Consider the following 15,314-nt stretch of genomic DNA (forward strand, 5'->3'; position numbering starts at 1 on the left):
TCGCTGCCCTTGACCGCATAGTTGAGGATCGCCCCGCCCTCGACGTCGATGCGGGTGATCATCGGTTCCTCGATGGTCTGCGGCAGGTCGGCGCGGATCAGCGCAATGGCGTCGCGAATGTCGTTGGCGGCCCGCCCGGGATCGATACCGAGCTGGAACTCCACGGTGGTCACCGAGATCCCGTCGGCCACCGTGGAGGTGATATGGCGAATCCCGGCAAGGCCGGACACCGCGCGCTCGACGCGCAGGGTGACCGAGTGCTCAAGCTCGGTGGGCGCGGCGCCTACCTGGGACACGACTACGGTGATCACCGGGAAGTCCACGCGCGGATTGGCGTTGATCGGCAGTTTCACAAAGGCCAGGCACCCGGCCACCGCCAGTACCAGAAACATCACCAGGGTCGGTATCGGGCGGCGGATCGCCCAGGAGGAAAGCTGCAGGCTCATGGCTCAAGGCTCTCGTCATCGGCCAGGCTGACCACATCACCGGCACGGACGAAGGCCGAGGCCCGCGCCACGACCCGCTCCCCCTCCACCAGACCGGAGAGCACCTCCACCTGGGAGCCGTCCCGCCGACCGACGCGGATCTGCCGCAGGCTGGCCACCTCCTGGGCATCGAGCACCACCACCGAAGCCTGATCATCGCTGGTGAAGGTCAGAGCCCGTTGCGGCAGCACCAGGCCCAGGGTCTGTTGCGGCAGTTCCAGGGTGCTGCTGGCGAAACTGCCGGCGCGCAACCCCGGCTCGGCGGCCAGGGTGATCCGCACCTGGCCGCGTCGGGTCAGGGGATCGACTTTCGGTGCCAACAGGCGGACCCGACCGGCCACTGGGGTCGCCAATCCCGCGACCTGAACCTGGATCTCGGTACCGATCTGCAGCACGCGCAACGCGCTTTCCGCCACTTCACCCGCAAGCTCCAGCTGGTTGTCACGAATCAGCCGGAACAACGGCTCGGCACCGCTCAGGGCGCCAACCCGCGCCAGGCGCTCGGACACCACGGCCGCCACCGGCGCCCGTACCGTAGCCTTCTGGCGTTGCGCGCGGGCATCGGCCAACTGCGCCCGAGCCTGTTCATACTCGGCCCGGGCCGCCGCCAGGCTGGCCTGAGTGGCACGTGCCTGGGCCCGCTGCTGATCCACCTGTTGCGCACTGGCCGCGCCGAAACCGCCCAGTTGATCGAAGCGCTCCTGGCTGGTCCGGGCTTCCCCGTGCAGGGCCTGTTGCTGGCGGATCAAGGCCGCCGTGCGCCCAAGGGCCGCCTCGGCCTGACGTACCTGGGCGTCCAGGGTGACCGTCTCCAGCTCCGCCAGGACCTGACCGGCCGTCACCCGGTCGCCCTCCTCCACCCGCACCGCGGCCACTCGCTGTTCCTGCAGCGCAGTACCGATGGCGATCTCCTCCCGGGGAACCAGGGTACCGCTGATGAAGATGCGCTGCCCGACGTTGCCGGGCCGGGCCACGACGCTGCTGACCTTGAGCTCCGGTGACGCCTGTTCGACACTTTGCAGCAGTTCGGTCTCCGGCAGCCACAGCGCCACCGCAGCGACTACCAGGGTCAACAGCGCCGTTGCCAGCAGCTTCGGGGTATGTCGGGCAAGACGCTGCATACGCCGGGCACGAATCTGCTCGGGAGTGAGATTGCTCAGGTTCATCTGACGGGTACTCGAAGGTTCACGGGCGCCCTGGAAACGGGCGCGATAGAGGCACCAAAGGCTCGATCCACGCTTGGCTCGACACTCGGCGCAGGCCGCAAGGCGCTGAACAGTCCTGCAACGACCACAGGCTAACGCGGGGCCTTGGCGGGAGCTGTAAATCTCTGTGAAAAATAGTGCAGGAAAGCACCAGGGGCAGAACGGGATGTGGGGGAGGCAGAACGCGTCGGGCTGAAAGTGCCGACCCGGCCAGCCAAAGGCAGTAGGCGGAACATGGGCCGGGCAGGCAGGTGCCGCGATGTTGCAGCCCGCCCTGACCAGATGTCGCCACCGGGCATGTTGCCTGTGGTCCCTGGCCGGGCGAACGGGGCAATTTTAGGCAGCCGCCCTGGCAACGTATGTAAGAAAGCTCCTATTCCCGTGCATCCTTAGTCGTGCAATCTTTTGAGATAAAACCGAAATCCTACAAGAATTCTCAGGGCTGCCTTGGTCACCCCCGGCTAACGGGTGCCCGGCACCAGATCGAGGATCTCCTCGATGCCCAGGCAACGGGGTTCCACCTCCAGGGTCCGGCCATGTTCGAGAATGCCCACCGCCACATCACGCATGGCCATGTAGGCGCTGCGCAGCATGTGGTTGGCGTAGATCACCGCGTTGAAGCCGGCCCCTTCCAGCTCGTCGAAACTCAGGTGGGCATAGCTGGTGGGCACGCAGATCAGCGGCACCCGCGGGCAATGGCGGCGGAACTGGCGGGCGAATTCGAGGATTTCCAGGCCGTCCTTTTTCCGACTGTGGATCATGATCCCGTCGGCGCCGGCGGCGACATAGGCCAGGCAGCGCTCGATGGCATCGTCCATGCCCTTGTCGAGGATCAGGCTTTCACAGCGAGCGATGATCAGCAGTTCTTCATGGCTGCGGCTGGCGCAGCCCACGCGGATCTTCTCGCAGAACTCGGCGATGCTGTCCTGGACCTGGCTCACGGCAGTACCGAACAGGGAATTCTTCTTCAGCCCGCACTTGTCCTCGATGACCACGGCCGAGACCCCGGCCCGGTCCAGCATCTTCACGTGGATGGCGAAGTGTTCGGCCTTGCCCCCGGTGTCGCCGTCGAAAATCATCGGCAGCGAACAGACATCGAAGATCTCGCGAATGCCGTGCAGGCGGTTGCTGGGCGAGAGGATCTCGATGTCCGGCAGGCCCTTGTGGGTCGAGTCGGTCAGGGAGCTGGACCAGATGGCGTCATAGGTCAGGCTGGGGCCGGGCCCGCGCTCGAGCCTGGACTGTTCGGCCAGCAGCGCCGAGATCGGGCTGTGGGCTTCAAGGACCCGCAGACAGCGCTTGCGGCGCAGCAACTGGCTCAGGTTGGTTCGGCGAATATCAGCGTCCTGCATGGGATTCACGCGCCTCTTGTGAGTAGGAACAGCGGGTTGGCTGCGGGGGCCTGGGGTCAGGGATGGGTCATGTCCAGGGCCACCACATAGCGGTCGAAGTCCGCGGCCGAAACGTAGCCAAGCTGTTGCGCCACCTCCCGCAGGGACTTGCCCTCGTGGTGCGCGGTCTTGGCAATGATGGCCGCCTTGTCGTAGCCGATGTGCCGGTTGAGGGCGGTCACCAGCATCAGGTTCTTCTCGATGTTGGCCTCGATCCGCGCCCGGTTGGGCTCGATGCCCACTGCGCAATGATCGTTGAAGGCGCGGCAGGATTCGGCCAGCAAGGTGATGCTTTCCAGCACGTTGTGCACCATCACCGGCTTGTAGACGTTGAGCTGGAAATTGCCCTGGCTGCCGGCGAAGGCCACGCTGGCGTCGTTGCCGAAGACCTGGGCGCAGACCATGGTCAGCGCCTCGCACTGGGTCGGGTTGACCTTGCCCGGCATGATCGAGGAGCCCGGCTCGTTCTCGGGAATGTCGATCTCGCCGATGCCGCAGCGCGGGCCGCTGGCCAGCCAGCGCACGTCGTTGGCAATCTTCATCAGGGCCATGGCCAGGGTGCGGATCGCCGCCGAAGTGTTGATCAGCGCGTCATGGGCCGACAGGGCGAAGAACTTGTTGGCGCAGGACTTGAACGGGTAGCCGGTGAGCTCGGCGATGACCCTGGCGCACTCGTCGCCGAACTGCGGATGGGAGTTGAGCCCGGTGCCCACCGCCGTGCCGCCGATGGCCAGGTCGTAGAGGCCACCGAGGTTGAGCTCGATGGCCCCCAGGGCGTAGTCGATCTGCTCGACCCAACCGCCGATTTCCTGGCCCAGGGTAATGGGCGTGGCGTCCTGCAGGTGGGTCCGGCCGACCTTGACCACGTCGCGATACTGCTGGGATTTCTCCAACAGGGTGTCTCGCAGGGTCGCCACCCCGGGCATCAGGGTCTCGAAGATTTCGGTCACCACCACCATGTACATGGCCGTGGGAAAGGTGTCGTTGGACGACTGCCCACGGTTGACGTGGTCGTTGGGATGGATCGGCTTCTTGCTGCCCAGCTCGCCGCCGAGCATCTCGATGGCCCGGTTGGCGATCACTTCATTGGCGTTCATGTTGGACTGGGTGCCGGAACCGGTCTGGAACACCACCAGCGGGAAGTGTTCGTCCAACTGCCCGCTGATGACTTCGTCCGCCGCCTTGACGATGGGCAGCGCGATGGCTTCGGGCAGTTCGCCAAGCTTGAGGTTGGCCAGGGCCGCGGCCTTTTTCAGGATGCCCATGGCACGGATCATCGGCGCGCCCCACTGGAAGCGCGAACGGCCGATGGGGAAGTTGAGGATGGAGCGCTCGGTCTGGGCGCCCCAGTACTTGTTGGACGGCACGGAAATGGAACCCATCGAGTCGGATTCAAGACGCATGTTCATGGTTCTCCAGTCTTGGGTATGCAGCGCAATCAGTCATGGGAAGCCGGGCCGTCACCGCGCCCGGCGTGGTTCACAGGTGCCCTACGCCTTGAGCACAGAGGCCATTTTTTCCAGGTGCGCGCAGGCCCGGACCACATACTCGTCGGAGAGCGCGGCGATGCGCCGGTAGTTGATCTGCTGCCCGGTGGCCTGGGTGTAGAGCTTCAGGGCGTCGGTGGCATGACGGAAATGCCGGGCTTCGACGGCGCCGCAATGGACACTGAGAAAGCCGGCGATGCGGTTGGCCTCTCCCGCCGGATAGCCGCAGGACTCGCGCAGCCAGTTCTTCCACAGCGGCGTCATCAGGTTGTATTCGCCGGTGTTGAACAGCTCGGTGAGGGCCATCATCTCCAGGGCTTCCACCAGGTTCGGCGCCAGGGGGCGTTTCTCCCCGACCCAGGTGGAGAACTCCTTGGTGATGGGGTTCAGGTACTTGTCCTGCAGGCGCCAGTTGTCCGAGCCGCAGATGGCCGAGGCCATGCGGTGGTACAGCTTGGAATGGTGGGGATGGCCGTGCATTTCGCCGAGGCCGACGTCTTCGACGATGATCTCGCCGCAATGCCGGGCGGCCTCCAGCAGCTTGAGCCTGTTGTCATCACCGGGCAGGTCCTCGGACTCCTGCAACAGCCGCACGATGATGCTGGACACGGCGTGGGCCGCGCCGTCGGGGCTGCGCCAGCCGCAGAAGAAGGTGCACAGCGAATCCTCGGACCAGCGGCTGGATGTCATGCGCTGATAGGTCTGGCAGTAACCGTCCAGCTTGTCGGGATGGTTTTCAAAGCCGGTCAGCAGTGCCTCCACCAGATTGCGGTCTTCGACATCCACCAGGGCCTGGTGCACGTAGCCGATGAACGCTTTGCGGGAACTCTCCATGTTTCTCTCCTGTATTTATTGTTCACTTCACGGACAGCAAGACGAGCGACACCACCCAGGCCACCTGAGGGGCTCGGGAACAGCGGTGATGATGGTGCAACGGCGGGCGACTTGAAGCGCCTTCAATCCATGACGATGGCCGACATGAACTGGGTGAAGCGGCCCAGGCCCTCGATCAACTCCTGGTACTCGACGGCGTAGGAAATCCGGATGCAGTGGGGGTCGCCACACCCTGAACCCGGGACCACGGCGATATGCGCCTCGGTCAGCAGCAGATCGGCCAGGTGTTCGACATCCCGGACCTGTTCGCCCCGGTAGTAGCCGCCCAGGCGGGAGGAGATATCCAGGTAGAGATAGAACGCCCCTTCCGGCGGTGCATAGCTGATGCCCTCCAGGCGATCCAGGTAGGTGCGGGCGGCGTGCAACTGCCGTTGCAGGAACGGATTGACCTGGGCGGCGAACTGGGATGAGTCGGCGGTCAGGGTGTTGAGCGCAGCGTATTGGGACAGGCTGCTGGGGTTGGAGGTGGTGTGGCCCTGCAGGTTGTGCATCGCGGCAATCACCGCGACCGGGGCGCAGGCGTAGCCCACCCGCCAGCCGGTCACCGCCTGACTCTTGGAAAAGGAATCGATCAGCACGGTCTGCGGTTTCAGCGCCGGAAACAGCGACAGGATGTTGTGATGCGCGTGGGGCTCGCGCACCAGGCCGCGATAGCACTCGTCGAACATCACCCAGAGCCCCTGATGGCAGGCCAGTTGGGCGATCGCCAACAGTTGCTCGCGTTGATAGACGGTGCCCGTGGGGTTGTTGGGGGTGTTGATGACGATCATCCGAGTGCGCTCGGTCAACGCGCCCTGCACCGCCTCCAGCGTCAGCCGGTAGTCGTCGCCACGGGTCTCGACCAACACGGGCGTGGCGCCCGCCAGGCGGATCTGGGTAGGAAAGGTTTCCCAATACGGGGTCGGCACAATCACCTCGTCACCGGGGTTGAGCAGCACCATGCAGGCGTTGTACAGGGCCTGCTTGGCCCCGGCGGTCACGGCCACCTCATTGGCCGCGAAGGTCACGCCGGTGCGCTGGCTGACCCGCTGGGCGAGTTTTTCCCGCAGGGCCGGCAGGCCAATGGGCGGGGTGTAGCGATTGCGCGCGTTTTCAATGGCTTCGATGGCCCCGGTGCGCATGTCCGGGCAGGCGTCGAAGGACAATTCGCCGGCGGCGAAGTTGATCACCTTGACCCCGCTTTCCTTCAGGGCGTTGGCTTTGCTGCGCATGCTGGACGTACCGGGGGCACTGAGGCCCAGGGCACGCTTGGACAAGGAAAATCGGCTTGCAGTGGCTTCGCTGTTATTCATGTTCTTACCTGCGAAAACGATCTGGAAACAAGGCACCCCGTCTTCGGGAAACACCTTGCGCAGCCAACCTGGAGGGGGGCTCCAGCCAGGTCTTCTTACATTCTGATGACAGTCAGAATGTCCGGCCAATACCGTTTGCGTCGTGATTGATACTGCAAAAGTAAGAAATATCTGATGGCTGCGAGGCCCCTGCCGCGACCCTGGTCGCAGAACGCATCAGGCCCGGGCAGAACAGCCCCGGGCCTGATGATTCAAGGGTCGACAGCGAGCATCAGCCAGGGCTGGACACTGACCGGGCGTCGGCGTCCAGGCCGCGCTGCACAGACCAGGACAGGGGCAATGTCAGCAGCAGCGTGGCGGACAGGGCCATCACCGCCAAGGGTATCCCGGTGACGTCTCCCAGGCTGCCGAACAGTACCGGAGCCAGCGCCCCGCCACCGATGGTGCCGGTATAGAACAACGAGAACGCCTGCTCGCGCTTGCCGGCCCCCGCCAGGTCCGGCACCGCGCCATACAGCACCGAGGAGGTGCCGTTCAGGGCCAGGCCCAGCAGGGGCAACATCAGCATCAAGCCGTTGTAGGGCAGAAAGACCGCCAGCACGATCAGGCTCGCAGTGGTGAACTCGGTGATCCACACCGTCTTCATCATACCGATGCGCGCCCCCAGGTACCCGCACAGCAACTTGCCGAAGGCGCCACCGACAAACAGCAGGGTCAGGGCCAGGCCGATGCCGGCGGTGCCGGCGCCCTTGGCCTTGAGCAAAAACGGCAGGAAGGTCAAAAACCCCATGCGCACCGCGCTGTCCAGGGTGCCGGTGAGGATCAACGCGCGCATCCCGCTGGCCGAGCCTTGGCCCTTGACCGTCTTGGGCGCCTTCTCGCTCATCGCCGCGGTGACGGCCCGGGAGGGAATCAGCCACCACAGCAACAGCGCGGCGGCCAACCCCAGGAGGCCGATCAGGGTGACACTGGCGCGCCAGCTGATCACCGTCAGCAACAGGCCCACCAGACCGGGGACCAGGGTCTTGCCGATGTCCCCGGCAAAGTTGTACTGGGACAGGGCCTCCTTGACCCCGCCTCCGGCTTCATGGGTGTCGGTGATCAAGGAAGACGCCAGCGGATGCTGGGTACTGGCCCCCAGGCCGCCCAGCAGCAGGGCCAGGAGCAACACGCTCAAGCCCCCGGCCTGCCCCGCCAACAGGTAGGCCAACCCGGCCAGCGCCGTGCCGCCCACCAGCAGACGCTCGCGCCCCCAGCGTTTGGCGGCACGGCTGGCCAGCAGTTGGAACCCGGCCATCATCCCGGAATAGACCCCGCGCAACAGGCCGATCTGGGCATAGCTCATGGCGAACTGCGCCTGCCAGATCGGCAGCAGCACGTAAATCACATCGGTGAGGCCGTCGTGTACCGCATGAGCACTGCAACCGGCCACCAGGGAGCGGCGGCGTACCGAAGTGTCGCTGGCCGGCGAGGCCTCCAGGGAGGCGCTGTGTTTCAGGTCATTCATCTTGGGGGCAGGCTGCGAGGTGGAAGGGATGGGAATCAGTCACAGGATAGGCAAGTCTGAGCCGGCCACCAGCCCCGTTGCCAGGGCCGGGCCACACGCCATCAGCGCAACAGTTGGGCGCAGTCGCGCATCACCCGGGCCTTGCGCTGCAGGTATTCGCAAAAGATCTCCCGCGCCGCGTGGGGGTCGACACGCACCTGCATGGCATCGACGAACCCCTCGACCGCCGCCACCGCATGGGCGAAGTGATTGCTCTCGGTGCCGCCGGTGTGCACCGTGACCCAGGCCACGGTGGTCCGGGCCTTTTCAGCCGGTACGCCCATGTCGCGGACGAACCATTGCTTGTACAGGGGGTGGATGAACTCCACTTCACCGTGGGTATAGACCTCGTGGATCAGGGTGGTCAGCAAGCCCTGGAGCAGGTCGCGATCGCGCAGACGGCGAAAGTCGGTCCAGTCCTTGAAGCCTTGCGCCGAGGGCAGGCAGTTTTCCTTGAGCAGCCACTGGTCGTCGCCGCAGATGGGCGTCGCCATGTTGTAGAACAGGTCCGAATGCAGGGTGTTGCCCAGGGCACCGAGGTCCTCATCGGTAATCCGCTGCAGGCTGCCACAGGTGCGATAGAGGCCGTCGGCGGCTTCCGAGCCCTGCCCCGAACGGGCCAGCAAGGTGATGCGGTTGGCCAGGCCGGAAACGCTGGTGGCGGAATTGTTGGTCTTCGACCAGCTGGCGAAGAACTTGCGCAGCACGGCAGGCGCGTGGCGGCGCGAGGTGAGCTTCTCGAAGGCATTCTCGATGTCCACCAGGGCGTTTTCTTCGCTCCAGAACGCTTCGAACAGCGCATGCTTCAAGACACTGGCCGGCATGTCGTTCAACACAGGTTCGACGATCTTCAACAACTGGCTCTGCCGGGTCAGTAGGTTATTCATGGTCACCTCACGTATTCCTTGTTGGATGATGAATCTAGGGGGGGCACCGGCCTGGAATCGGCAACCGGTGCTTCGGGTTCGAGGGGCTTCCAGCCGCCCCAGGCAATCAGCAGCGACAGCAGTTGGAAGACTACGATCAGCGCCACACAGCCCTGCCAGCCCCAATGGCTCCAGAGCAGTGCCGGGACCACAGCGCCGAAACTGCCTCCCAGGTAGTAGAACGTCAGGTACAGCCCCACAGCCCCGGCCTTGTTGTGGCGGGCGGTGGCGGTGGTAAAGGAGTTGGCGGCGGCCTGGGCCAGGAACACCCCGGTGGAACTCAAGGCCAGGCCCAGCACGATCAGCCACAGGGAAGGCAATAGGGTCAGGGCCGAACCGCCGACTCCGAGCAGGGCCGCAATCTTGAGCAACTCGGCCTGGGGCCGGGACTTGCTCAGCCGGCCGGCGATGGGAATCACCACCAGCGCCAACAGGAATACGCTGTAGATGGCCCCCAGCGCCGCGGCGCCCAGGTCAAAGGGCGGCAGGCTGAGGTAGAGCCCGGCGTAAGTGAAGGTGGCCACCTGGGAGAACAGCACGCAGAAGCCCACGCCATAGGCCGCCAGCAGGGGCCGGCGGCACAGCTCGCGCAGATCCCGCATGCGGTTCTGTGCACGGCTGCTGACCACTGGCGCATTGGCCGGCAGCAGGAAATGGATGACCACGCCGATCAGCAGACTCAGGCCGGCCAACAGGGCAAAGGCCTCGCGCCAGCCGACGTACTCGGTCATGAAGCCGGTGATGAAGCGCCCGGCGAAACCGCCCAGCACGGTCCCGGCCACGTAGAGACTGGTGACTTCGGTGACGGTGCCGCCGCTCCAGCGATCGCCGATGTAGGCCACGCTGGTGGCGAACACCACCGGGATCAGCATGCCTTCGATAAAGCGCCAGAACAGCAACTGGGCAAAGCTGCCGGCACAGGCCGCCAGCAGCGCCGGCAGCGCCAAAAGCAGGGACGCCAGGACCATCACCGAGCGCTGCTGGAAACGGCCAGTGAAACGGCTGACAAAGGGCGCGGTGATGGCCACCGCCAGGGTGGTCACGGTGATGCTCCAGCCGGCTTCCCTGATGCTCACCTGAAAGCTCTGGGCGAACTCCTGGAGAATGCCCTGGGTTGCATACAGGTTGAGAAAGGCCGCACAACCGCACAAAAACAGGGCGATGCGGGCACAATGCTGGCGCGAATTCATGAAACCTCTCGTTTTATGACGAAAGGCCTTTATAGAATACGCCGCGCCCCCAAGACCAATACCGATTTACGACCGATCAATACCCAGGGAACCGGATGCTCGATCTACGCAAATTGCGTTACTTTTTGACCGTCGCCGAGGAGCTGCACTTTGGCCGTGCCGCCCTGCGCCTGCACCTCGCGCAACCGCCGCTGACCCGGCAGATTTCGGCACTGGAAGCCGAGCTGGGGTTTCGCCTGTTCGACCGTACCAGTCGCACCGTCTCGCTCACCGCCCAGGGCCGGCACTTTTTGCCTTACGCCCGGGCTGTGCTGGAGCAGGTGGACCTGACCCAGGTCATGGCCAGCAAGCTGGCCAAGGGCAGCGCCGGACAACTGGCCCTGGGCTACGCCAGCTCGATCGCTCTGTCGGACCTGTTCAGCCAGGCGATCCAGGCCTTCGCCCAGCGCTACCCGGACGTGCAGTTGACCCTGGTGGAAGGTGCCTCGGTCAGCCAGTGGTCGCAGATCGTCGATGGGCGAATCGATATCGGCATGAGCCGGATGCAGCCTCCCAGCGAGCATAGCGAAATCCAGGCCCTGTCCCTGGGGGACGAACCGCTGGTGGCGGCCATCTCCAGCGACAGCCCTCTGGCCGCCCAGGATCAGGTGACCCTGGCCGAGCTCAGCGAACACCCGTTGATCCTGTTTCCCGCGGACTACGGTTCGGGGCTCAACGAGGCGATCGAACAACTCTACCGGCGCAACGGCCTGCCCCTGCGACCGGGCCCCAGCGGTCGGCAGATCACCTCGATCATCGCCCTGGTCGCCGCCGGCCAGGGCATTGCCCTGGTGCCCCGCTGCACCCAGACCCTGGCCAAAAAAGGCGTGACCTACCGGCCGCTGACGGACCCCGGCGCCACTGCGCAACTGCTGGTACTGACCCGCAAGCAGGGGCGCAGCCAATTGGTGGAAGCCTTCATGGGGGTGCTCGACGAATTGCTGCAGGCGCAACCGGAAGCTGCCGGGCGCTAGTCAGCCGCCGTGAGCAACGGTCACCAGAGCAGTGTGTTGACCACGGCAGCTGACAATCCAGGGTCAACAGACCCGCCCCCTCCACCGCTAGCGGCATGCCACCCGGCTCTTTGTGCCACCTCGGGCGATGAGCAGATCATTGCCGTTGGCGTCGCTGCCCACGAACTCACTGCTGTAGGCATACACCTGACGATACGCCTTGCCGTCGTAACGGTAGTAACTCAGGTCATGCTCCCCCGCACTGATCCGGGCGCTGGTCATCAGGTCCGGCAGGCCGTTGCAGGTCGTCTCAAGCACAGCCACCGGGCCATCCTCAACCGCAAGCAACGGCTTGGGAGGCGCCTTGCCGGCCAGGAACAGCCATTGGCTCGAATTGACCTGATTGCCGCTCATGCCGCAGCTGACAGACAACCACTTGCCATGGGGTCCGCGGCAGGTCAGCGCCAGCACTTCGTCCCCGGCGCAGGTGTCCGTGATTGCCTGAGTCGAGTCCGAATCCAGCAGTGCCAACACCTGGCCGCTTGGCGTCTCCAGCGGATCGGCAGCACACAACCCCTTGCCCCTGGGCCATTGTCGTTGAACACCGAGGTACACCGGCGAGAGGACGGCAATCACGCCATCCAGCTCCCGCGCCAGGCACTGGGTGTCCTGGCATCGACGGATGGCCCGGTCCTGCCGGGCGATCTTCTCGTCGAGCTGCCACGGGGTGTAGACCATTGCGATAGCCGCGTGCTGCAGAAACCGCGCCCTGAACAGTTTCTCCACCAAGGCCCCATCCTCGCAGGTGCCCGCCGGCAGGGCCTTGCGTGCCTCTGCGGCGCTGCGCTGTGCATTCTCGTCATCGGCAAACCCCAACGCGGCCACATCCGCACACGGCTTGAGCAACAACTGCGACGAGAGGTAGCCGCCCGTGGCGTGTTCGCTGCTCGGGAGCAGCCGCTGGCCTTCTGCCCAGGCAGGCGCGGCCAGCACCCAGGCCCAGGCCAACAACATCATGCTGCGTTGCATAACTGCCCTACCGTCCATTGAATGGCTGCGAGCGTTGCCGCTCTTTCGACCTGCCTCTGCGAGACGGCGTGGCATGGCGCCAGCCGCCCTTGCTGATGGCTGGGGGACCACAAAGCGCGCTATATCAACAGATTCCTGGAGCGCTGTGCGGACAATTTTGCAAAGGGTCGCCCCCCCCCACCGCCGAGAGCATTCATCAGCCTTTCGGGTGTTGGTTGATGCGCTACGCCTGGGGCGCCGAGCCGTTGAGCCCTCATCGCAGTCGGCGATGCCTTGCATGCTGATGCAGTGCGTTGGGTGCACTGTCCACACCACGCCAATACCGTGATCTGCATTGCGTAAAGGTCATGTTCGTGCAGTCTGCATGAGGTCTATTGGCCAGCCGGATACGTAGCTCATTGAAATCTCGATGCTTTAAAAATCCACTCAGCTGGCATGGCCAATGCAGCCACCAACGGGACATTCATGAAGTGCCGGCAGAGATCGGCGATCTTCTATCCGTGACCGTGAGGCAAAAAAAATGAACGCCATCGACCTGCTGAAAGCCGACCATGAAAAAGTGAAATCCATCCTGAATCAGTTGAGCGAATCGACTGACCGAGCAGTGAAAAAACGCACCGACCTGCTGGACAAACTCGAGCTGGAAATCACGATCCACACTCAACTCGAAGAACAGATCCTGTACCCCGCCTTCAAGCAAGCGGGAGATAAGGAACAGGCCGAAATGTACTACGAGGCCAAGGAAGAGCATCGGACCGTCGACTCGCTTGTCCTTCCTGACCTGAAGAGCACCGATCCCACCAAACCCGAGTTCGCGGGGCGCGTCAAAGTGGTGAAGGAGCTGCTGGAGCATCACATCGGGGAAGAAGAAACCGAAATGTTCCCTCAGGCCAGGAAGCTGTTGGGCAACGCCAAGCTCGAAGAGCTGGGTGAGCAAATGCTGGCAATGAAAGCCGCCCTCAAGAAAAGCCTAAGCGCCTCTAAACTTGCTGCGTAGCTCGATCGGGCCGCCTCTCAACAAGCCCGGTTCAGCGCCGGGCTTGTTGCCTCTACCCTCCCCGGGCAAGCGTTGCGCAAACACAACCTCAACTAACGCCCACTACAAGCGTCAGACTTCATTGCCGGAGAAATCAGGTCGCCATAGAAAAAAGTTTCTTCAAAGGAAAATACAACCTTGGTGCTGTCAGGGATTATCAGTATCGAGCCCTCATCCGACGGGTAAAAAAATCATCCCACGCCTTTAGAAAAACACTTCGGGTCACCATTGCGGCACTTGATCTGCTCCAGAAGAACCAGATGGCATCAGCAAGCTTTAACCACTGCGCAAAAGCCAATGCCGATTCAGCTCTATCACTGAAGCTCAATTTAACGCTGTCAGCCTGTCGAAATGTCGTACTGTCGAACTGCATGAGGTTGTTGCTGGGGATAAATTCATCCCATAGCTTTTCCGATGCCGAACTGTCGAACAGAACAATTTGTTTTTTTTCGCTATCGGACAGCAAGCAGTCCTCAGCATTGAAACGCCAGGCAACTGGATACAACCGCTCGTCAAAAACGCACTGTTTCTTACTCATAGAAAACAACCTCTGCGCCGTCTGACTTTCATCTGTATTCCAACCGCCTCGTGATAGTTAAGGAGAACTTCTTCAGACGTCTTGTTCATATGTAATTCACTCGATCTCTTTCTTCTATGGTCGCCACGCGCCCCATTGGGCTCCAGTGTCATGGAGAGTAGTTCCCCGATGAATTAAAGTCGGCGGACGGAGCCTTCTAGCTGAACAGCCCTGCGGCGTTCACTCTCTCGCAAAAAAGCTCAGTTCCCCAATAGCTAAAAAACTCAGCCAGCCCCCACTCTTCTCGCGAGACCGATTCCGCGCAGACCTCCTCACGCCTTCCATGCAGTGCAAGTATGCCACCAGCCAGTCCCTCTGCGCTCGACATGCATTTATCCAAGTCAACAGCAAAAACTCCATCACTAACCTGCTCGCCCTCAAAAACCAGCTCAATCTCTTTTGGGTACAGAGGCAAGTAGACAAAAAAATATTCATCCGCGTATGTGTAGTGAGCGTGATTTCTTTCAAGCACGACACCCTGGTTTCCGAGGCCTTTCTATAAGTGGCCTCGACGACGAGTCAGGCCTGGCGCACAGCGTGCTGTTACGGTGGCCAATGAGGAGCATCACGCAAGTCAAGAAGTTGCTGCATGGCAAGGAAAACGTGGCCTGCGCTGATGATTTTTCCCGGACTCGAGAAACGCGAATAACATGTGGGGTGCGAGGTCATTTCTCAGGTTGCCGTCCGGCGCAACACTTATAAAAATCATAAAAAACGCAGCGCACTGTACAAAACAATTCACATCGAAGACCAAATAACTCAGCACAACACCAGCCCGTCGAACACATTAGTGCTCGAGCAGGCATTACTGAACTTCAAGAAACCAAACCATCCATTTAAATATTTTTATTACCACCTTTAAAACCTTTTAAATCGACAGACTATCTACATAAACCACAAACCAGAGCGCCACTGCACAAACACACCAAGCCTTGCATTAATCAGCGTACAAAAATCAAACCACGATGTTCAGCGCAGATAAAAACAATTATTGGGAAAGATATAAAATAGTCATTCCCAACCACCTCAAACAGAACCATCGACAAATCAATCAGGATATTTCCATCGCAATAACAAGACGTTTCTCGACACACACTATCAAATTATCGCCTAGCGTGATGGTAGATATTTTAGTGCTACTACATTCAACCCGTATTTTGAGGCTGATGAAGAATAGATATGTGCCCACCAAGGAGGACAAGCACATGGAAGTCAGCGTTTTTGGTACTGGCTATGTCGGTCTGGTGCAAGCAGTTGCCCTCGC

The 15,314-nt window shown here is 62.2% G+C and carries 14 protein-coding genes and 1 pseudogene; 4 read left to right on the forward strand and 11 right to left on the reverse strand.

What is annotated here, in order from left to right:
• The 9 genes from BLX41_RS34545 to BLX41_RS05550 form a co-directional block, all read right to left on the reverse strand.
• The coding region (locus tag BLX41_RS34545) for an efflux RND transporter permease subunit (RefSeq protein WP_259744453.1) at positions 1-446 on the reverse strand (446 nt) is incomplete at its 3' end.
• Positions 443-1,651, reverse strand: coding sequence for an efflux RND transporter periplasmic adaptor subunit (locus tag BLX41_RS05515; protein ID WP_259744454.1), 1,209 nt, complete (start codon positions 1,649-1,651; stop codon positions 443-445). The genes BLX41_RS34545 and BLX41_RS05515, both read right to left, overlap by 4 nt.
• Positions 1,652-2,151: 500 nt before the next feature.
• Positions 2,152-3,042, reverse strand: a complete 891-nt coding sequence (gene aepX / locus BLX41_RS05520) for a phosphoenolpyruvate mutase (protein ID WP_123724085.1) — start codon at positions 3,040-3,042, stop codon at positions 2,152-2,154.
• Positions 3,043-3,098: 56 nt separating this feature from the next.
• Positions 3,099-4,484, reverse strand: coding sequence for a class II fumarate hydratase (fumC, locus tag BLX41_RS05525; RefSeq protein ID WP_123724097.1), 1,386 nt, complete (start codon positions 4,482-4,484; stop codon positions 3,099-3,101).
• Between the two features lie 87 nt (positions 4,485-4,571).
• Positions 4,572-5,402, reverse strand: a complete 831-nt coding sequence (locus tag BLX41_RS05530; RefSeq protein ID WP_123724086.1) for a hypothetical protein — start codon at positions 5,400-5,402, stop codon at positions 4,572-4,574.
• Between the two features lie 122 nt (positions 5,403-5,524).
• A complete protein-coding gene (locus BLX41_RS05535; protein WP_123724087.1) occupies positions 5,525-6,754 on the reverse strand; it encodes a pyridoxal phosphate-dependent aminotransferase in 1,230 nt (409 codons plus the stop codon).
• A 271-nt stretch (positions 6,755-7,025) separates the two neighbouring features.
• Complete coding sequence (locus BLX41_RS05540; protein ID WP_123724088.1) at positions 7,026-8,261, reverse strand: MFS transporter; 1,236 nt, start codon at positions 8,259-8,261, stop codon at positions 7,026-7,028.
• A gap of 101 nt (positions 8,262-8,362) precedes the next feature.
• Positions 8,363-9,187, reverse strand: a complete 825-nt coding sequence (locus BLX41_RS05545; protein ID WP_123724089.1) for a hypothetical protein — start codon at positions 9,185-9,187, stop codon at positions 8,363-8,365.
• A 2-nt stretch (positions 9,188-9,189) separates the two neighbouring features.
• Positions 9,190-10,416 carry an MFS transporter gene (locus tag BLX41_RS05550; RefSeq protein ID WP_123724090.1) on the reverse strand — a complete coding sequence of 409 codons (1,227 nt, stop codon included), beginning with the start codon at positions 10,414-10,416 and terminating at the stop codon, positions 9,190-9,192.
• A gap of 95 nt (positions 10,417-10,511) precedes the next feature.
• Here BLX41_RS05550 and BLX41_RS05555 point away from each other — a divergent pair, with 95 nt between their 5' ends.
• The gene (locus BLX41_RS05555) at positions 10,512-11,429 is read left to right on the forward strand and encodes a LysR family transcriptional regulator (protein WP_123724091.1); all 918 of its coding nucleotides are present in this window, start codon (positions 10,512-10,514) and stop codon (positions 11,427-11,429) included.
• An 87-nt stretch (positions 11,430-11,516) separates the two neighbouring features.
• On the opposite strand, the gene BLX41_RS05560 is transcribed toward BLX41_RS05555, so the two are convergent.
• A complete protein-coding gene (locus BLX41_RS05560) occupies positions 11,517-12,437 on the reverse strand; it encodes a hypothetical protein (protein WP_259744457.1) in 921 nt (306 codons plus the stop codon).
• A gap of 520 nt (positions 12,438-12,957) precedes the next feature.
• Between BLX41_RS05560 and BLX41_RS05565 the strand changes: the two genes are divergently transcribed.
• Positions 12,958-13,434 carry a hemerythrin domain-containing protein gene (locus BLX41_RS05565; RefSeq protein WP_123724093.1) on the forward strand — a complete coding sequence of 159 codons (477 nt, stop codon included), beginning with the start codon at positions 12,958-12,960 and terminating at the stop codon, positions 13,432-13,434.
• Between the two features lie 196 nt (positions 13,435-13,630).
• On the opposite strand, the gene BLX41_RS33545 is transcribed toward BLX41_RS05565, so the two are convergent.
• The gene (locus BLX41_RS33545) at positions 13,631-14,011 is read right to left on the reverse strand and encodes a hypothetical protein (RefSeq protein ID WP_185073405.1); all 381 of its coding nucleotides are present in this window, start codon (positions 14,009-14,011) and stop codon (positions 13,631-13,633) included.
• A 543-nt stretch (positions 14,012-14,554) separates the two neighbouring features.
• Between BLX41_RS33545 and BLX41_RS34550 the strand changes: the two are divergent.
• Positions 14,555-14,783, forward strand: a pseudogene (locus BLX41_RS34550) (IS5/IS1182 family transposase); the annotation flags it as partial.
• Between the two features lie 232 nt (positions 14,784-15,015).
• On the forward strand, positions 15,016-15,314 hold a 299-nt coding region (locus tag BLX41_RS33995; RefSeq protein WP_221179189.1), incomplete at its 3' end, for a hypothetical protein.

Origin of the sequence: Pseudomonas protegens, from assembly GCF_003732485.1 — a bacterium.
Taxonomy (GTDB): domain Bacteria; phylum Pseudomonadota; class Gammaproteobacteria; order Pseudomonadales; family Pseudomonadaceae; genus Aquipseudomonas; species Aquipseudomonas protegens_B.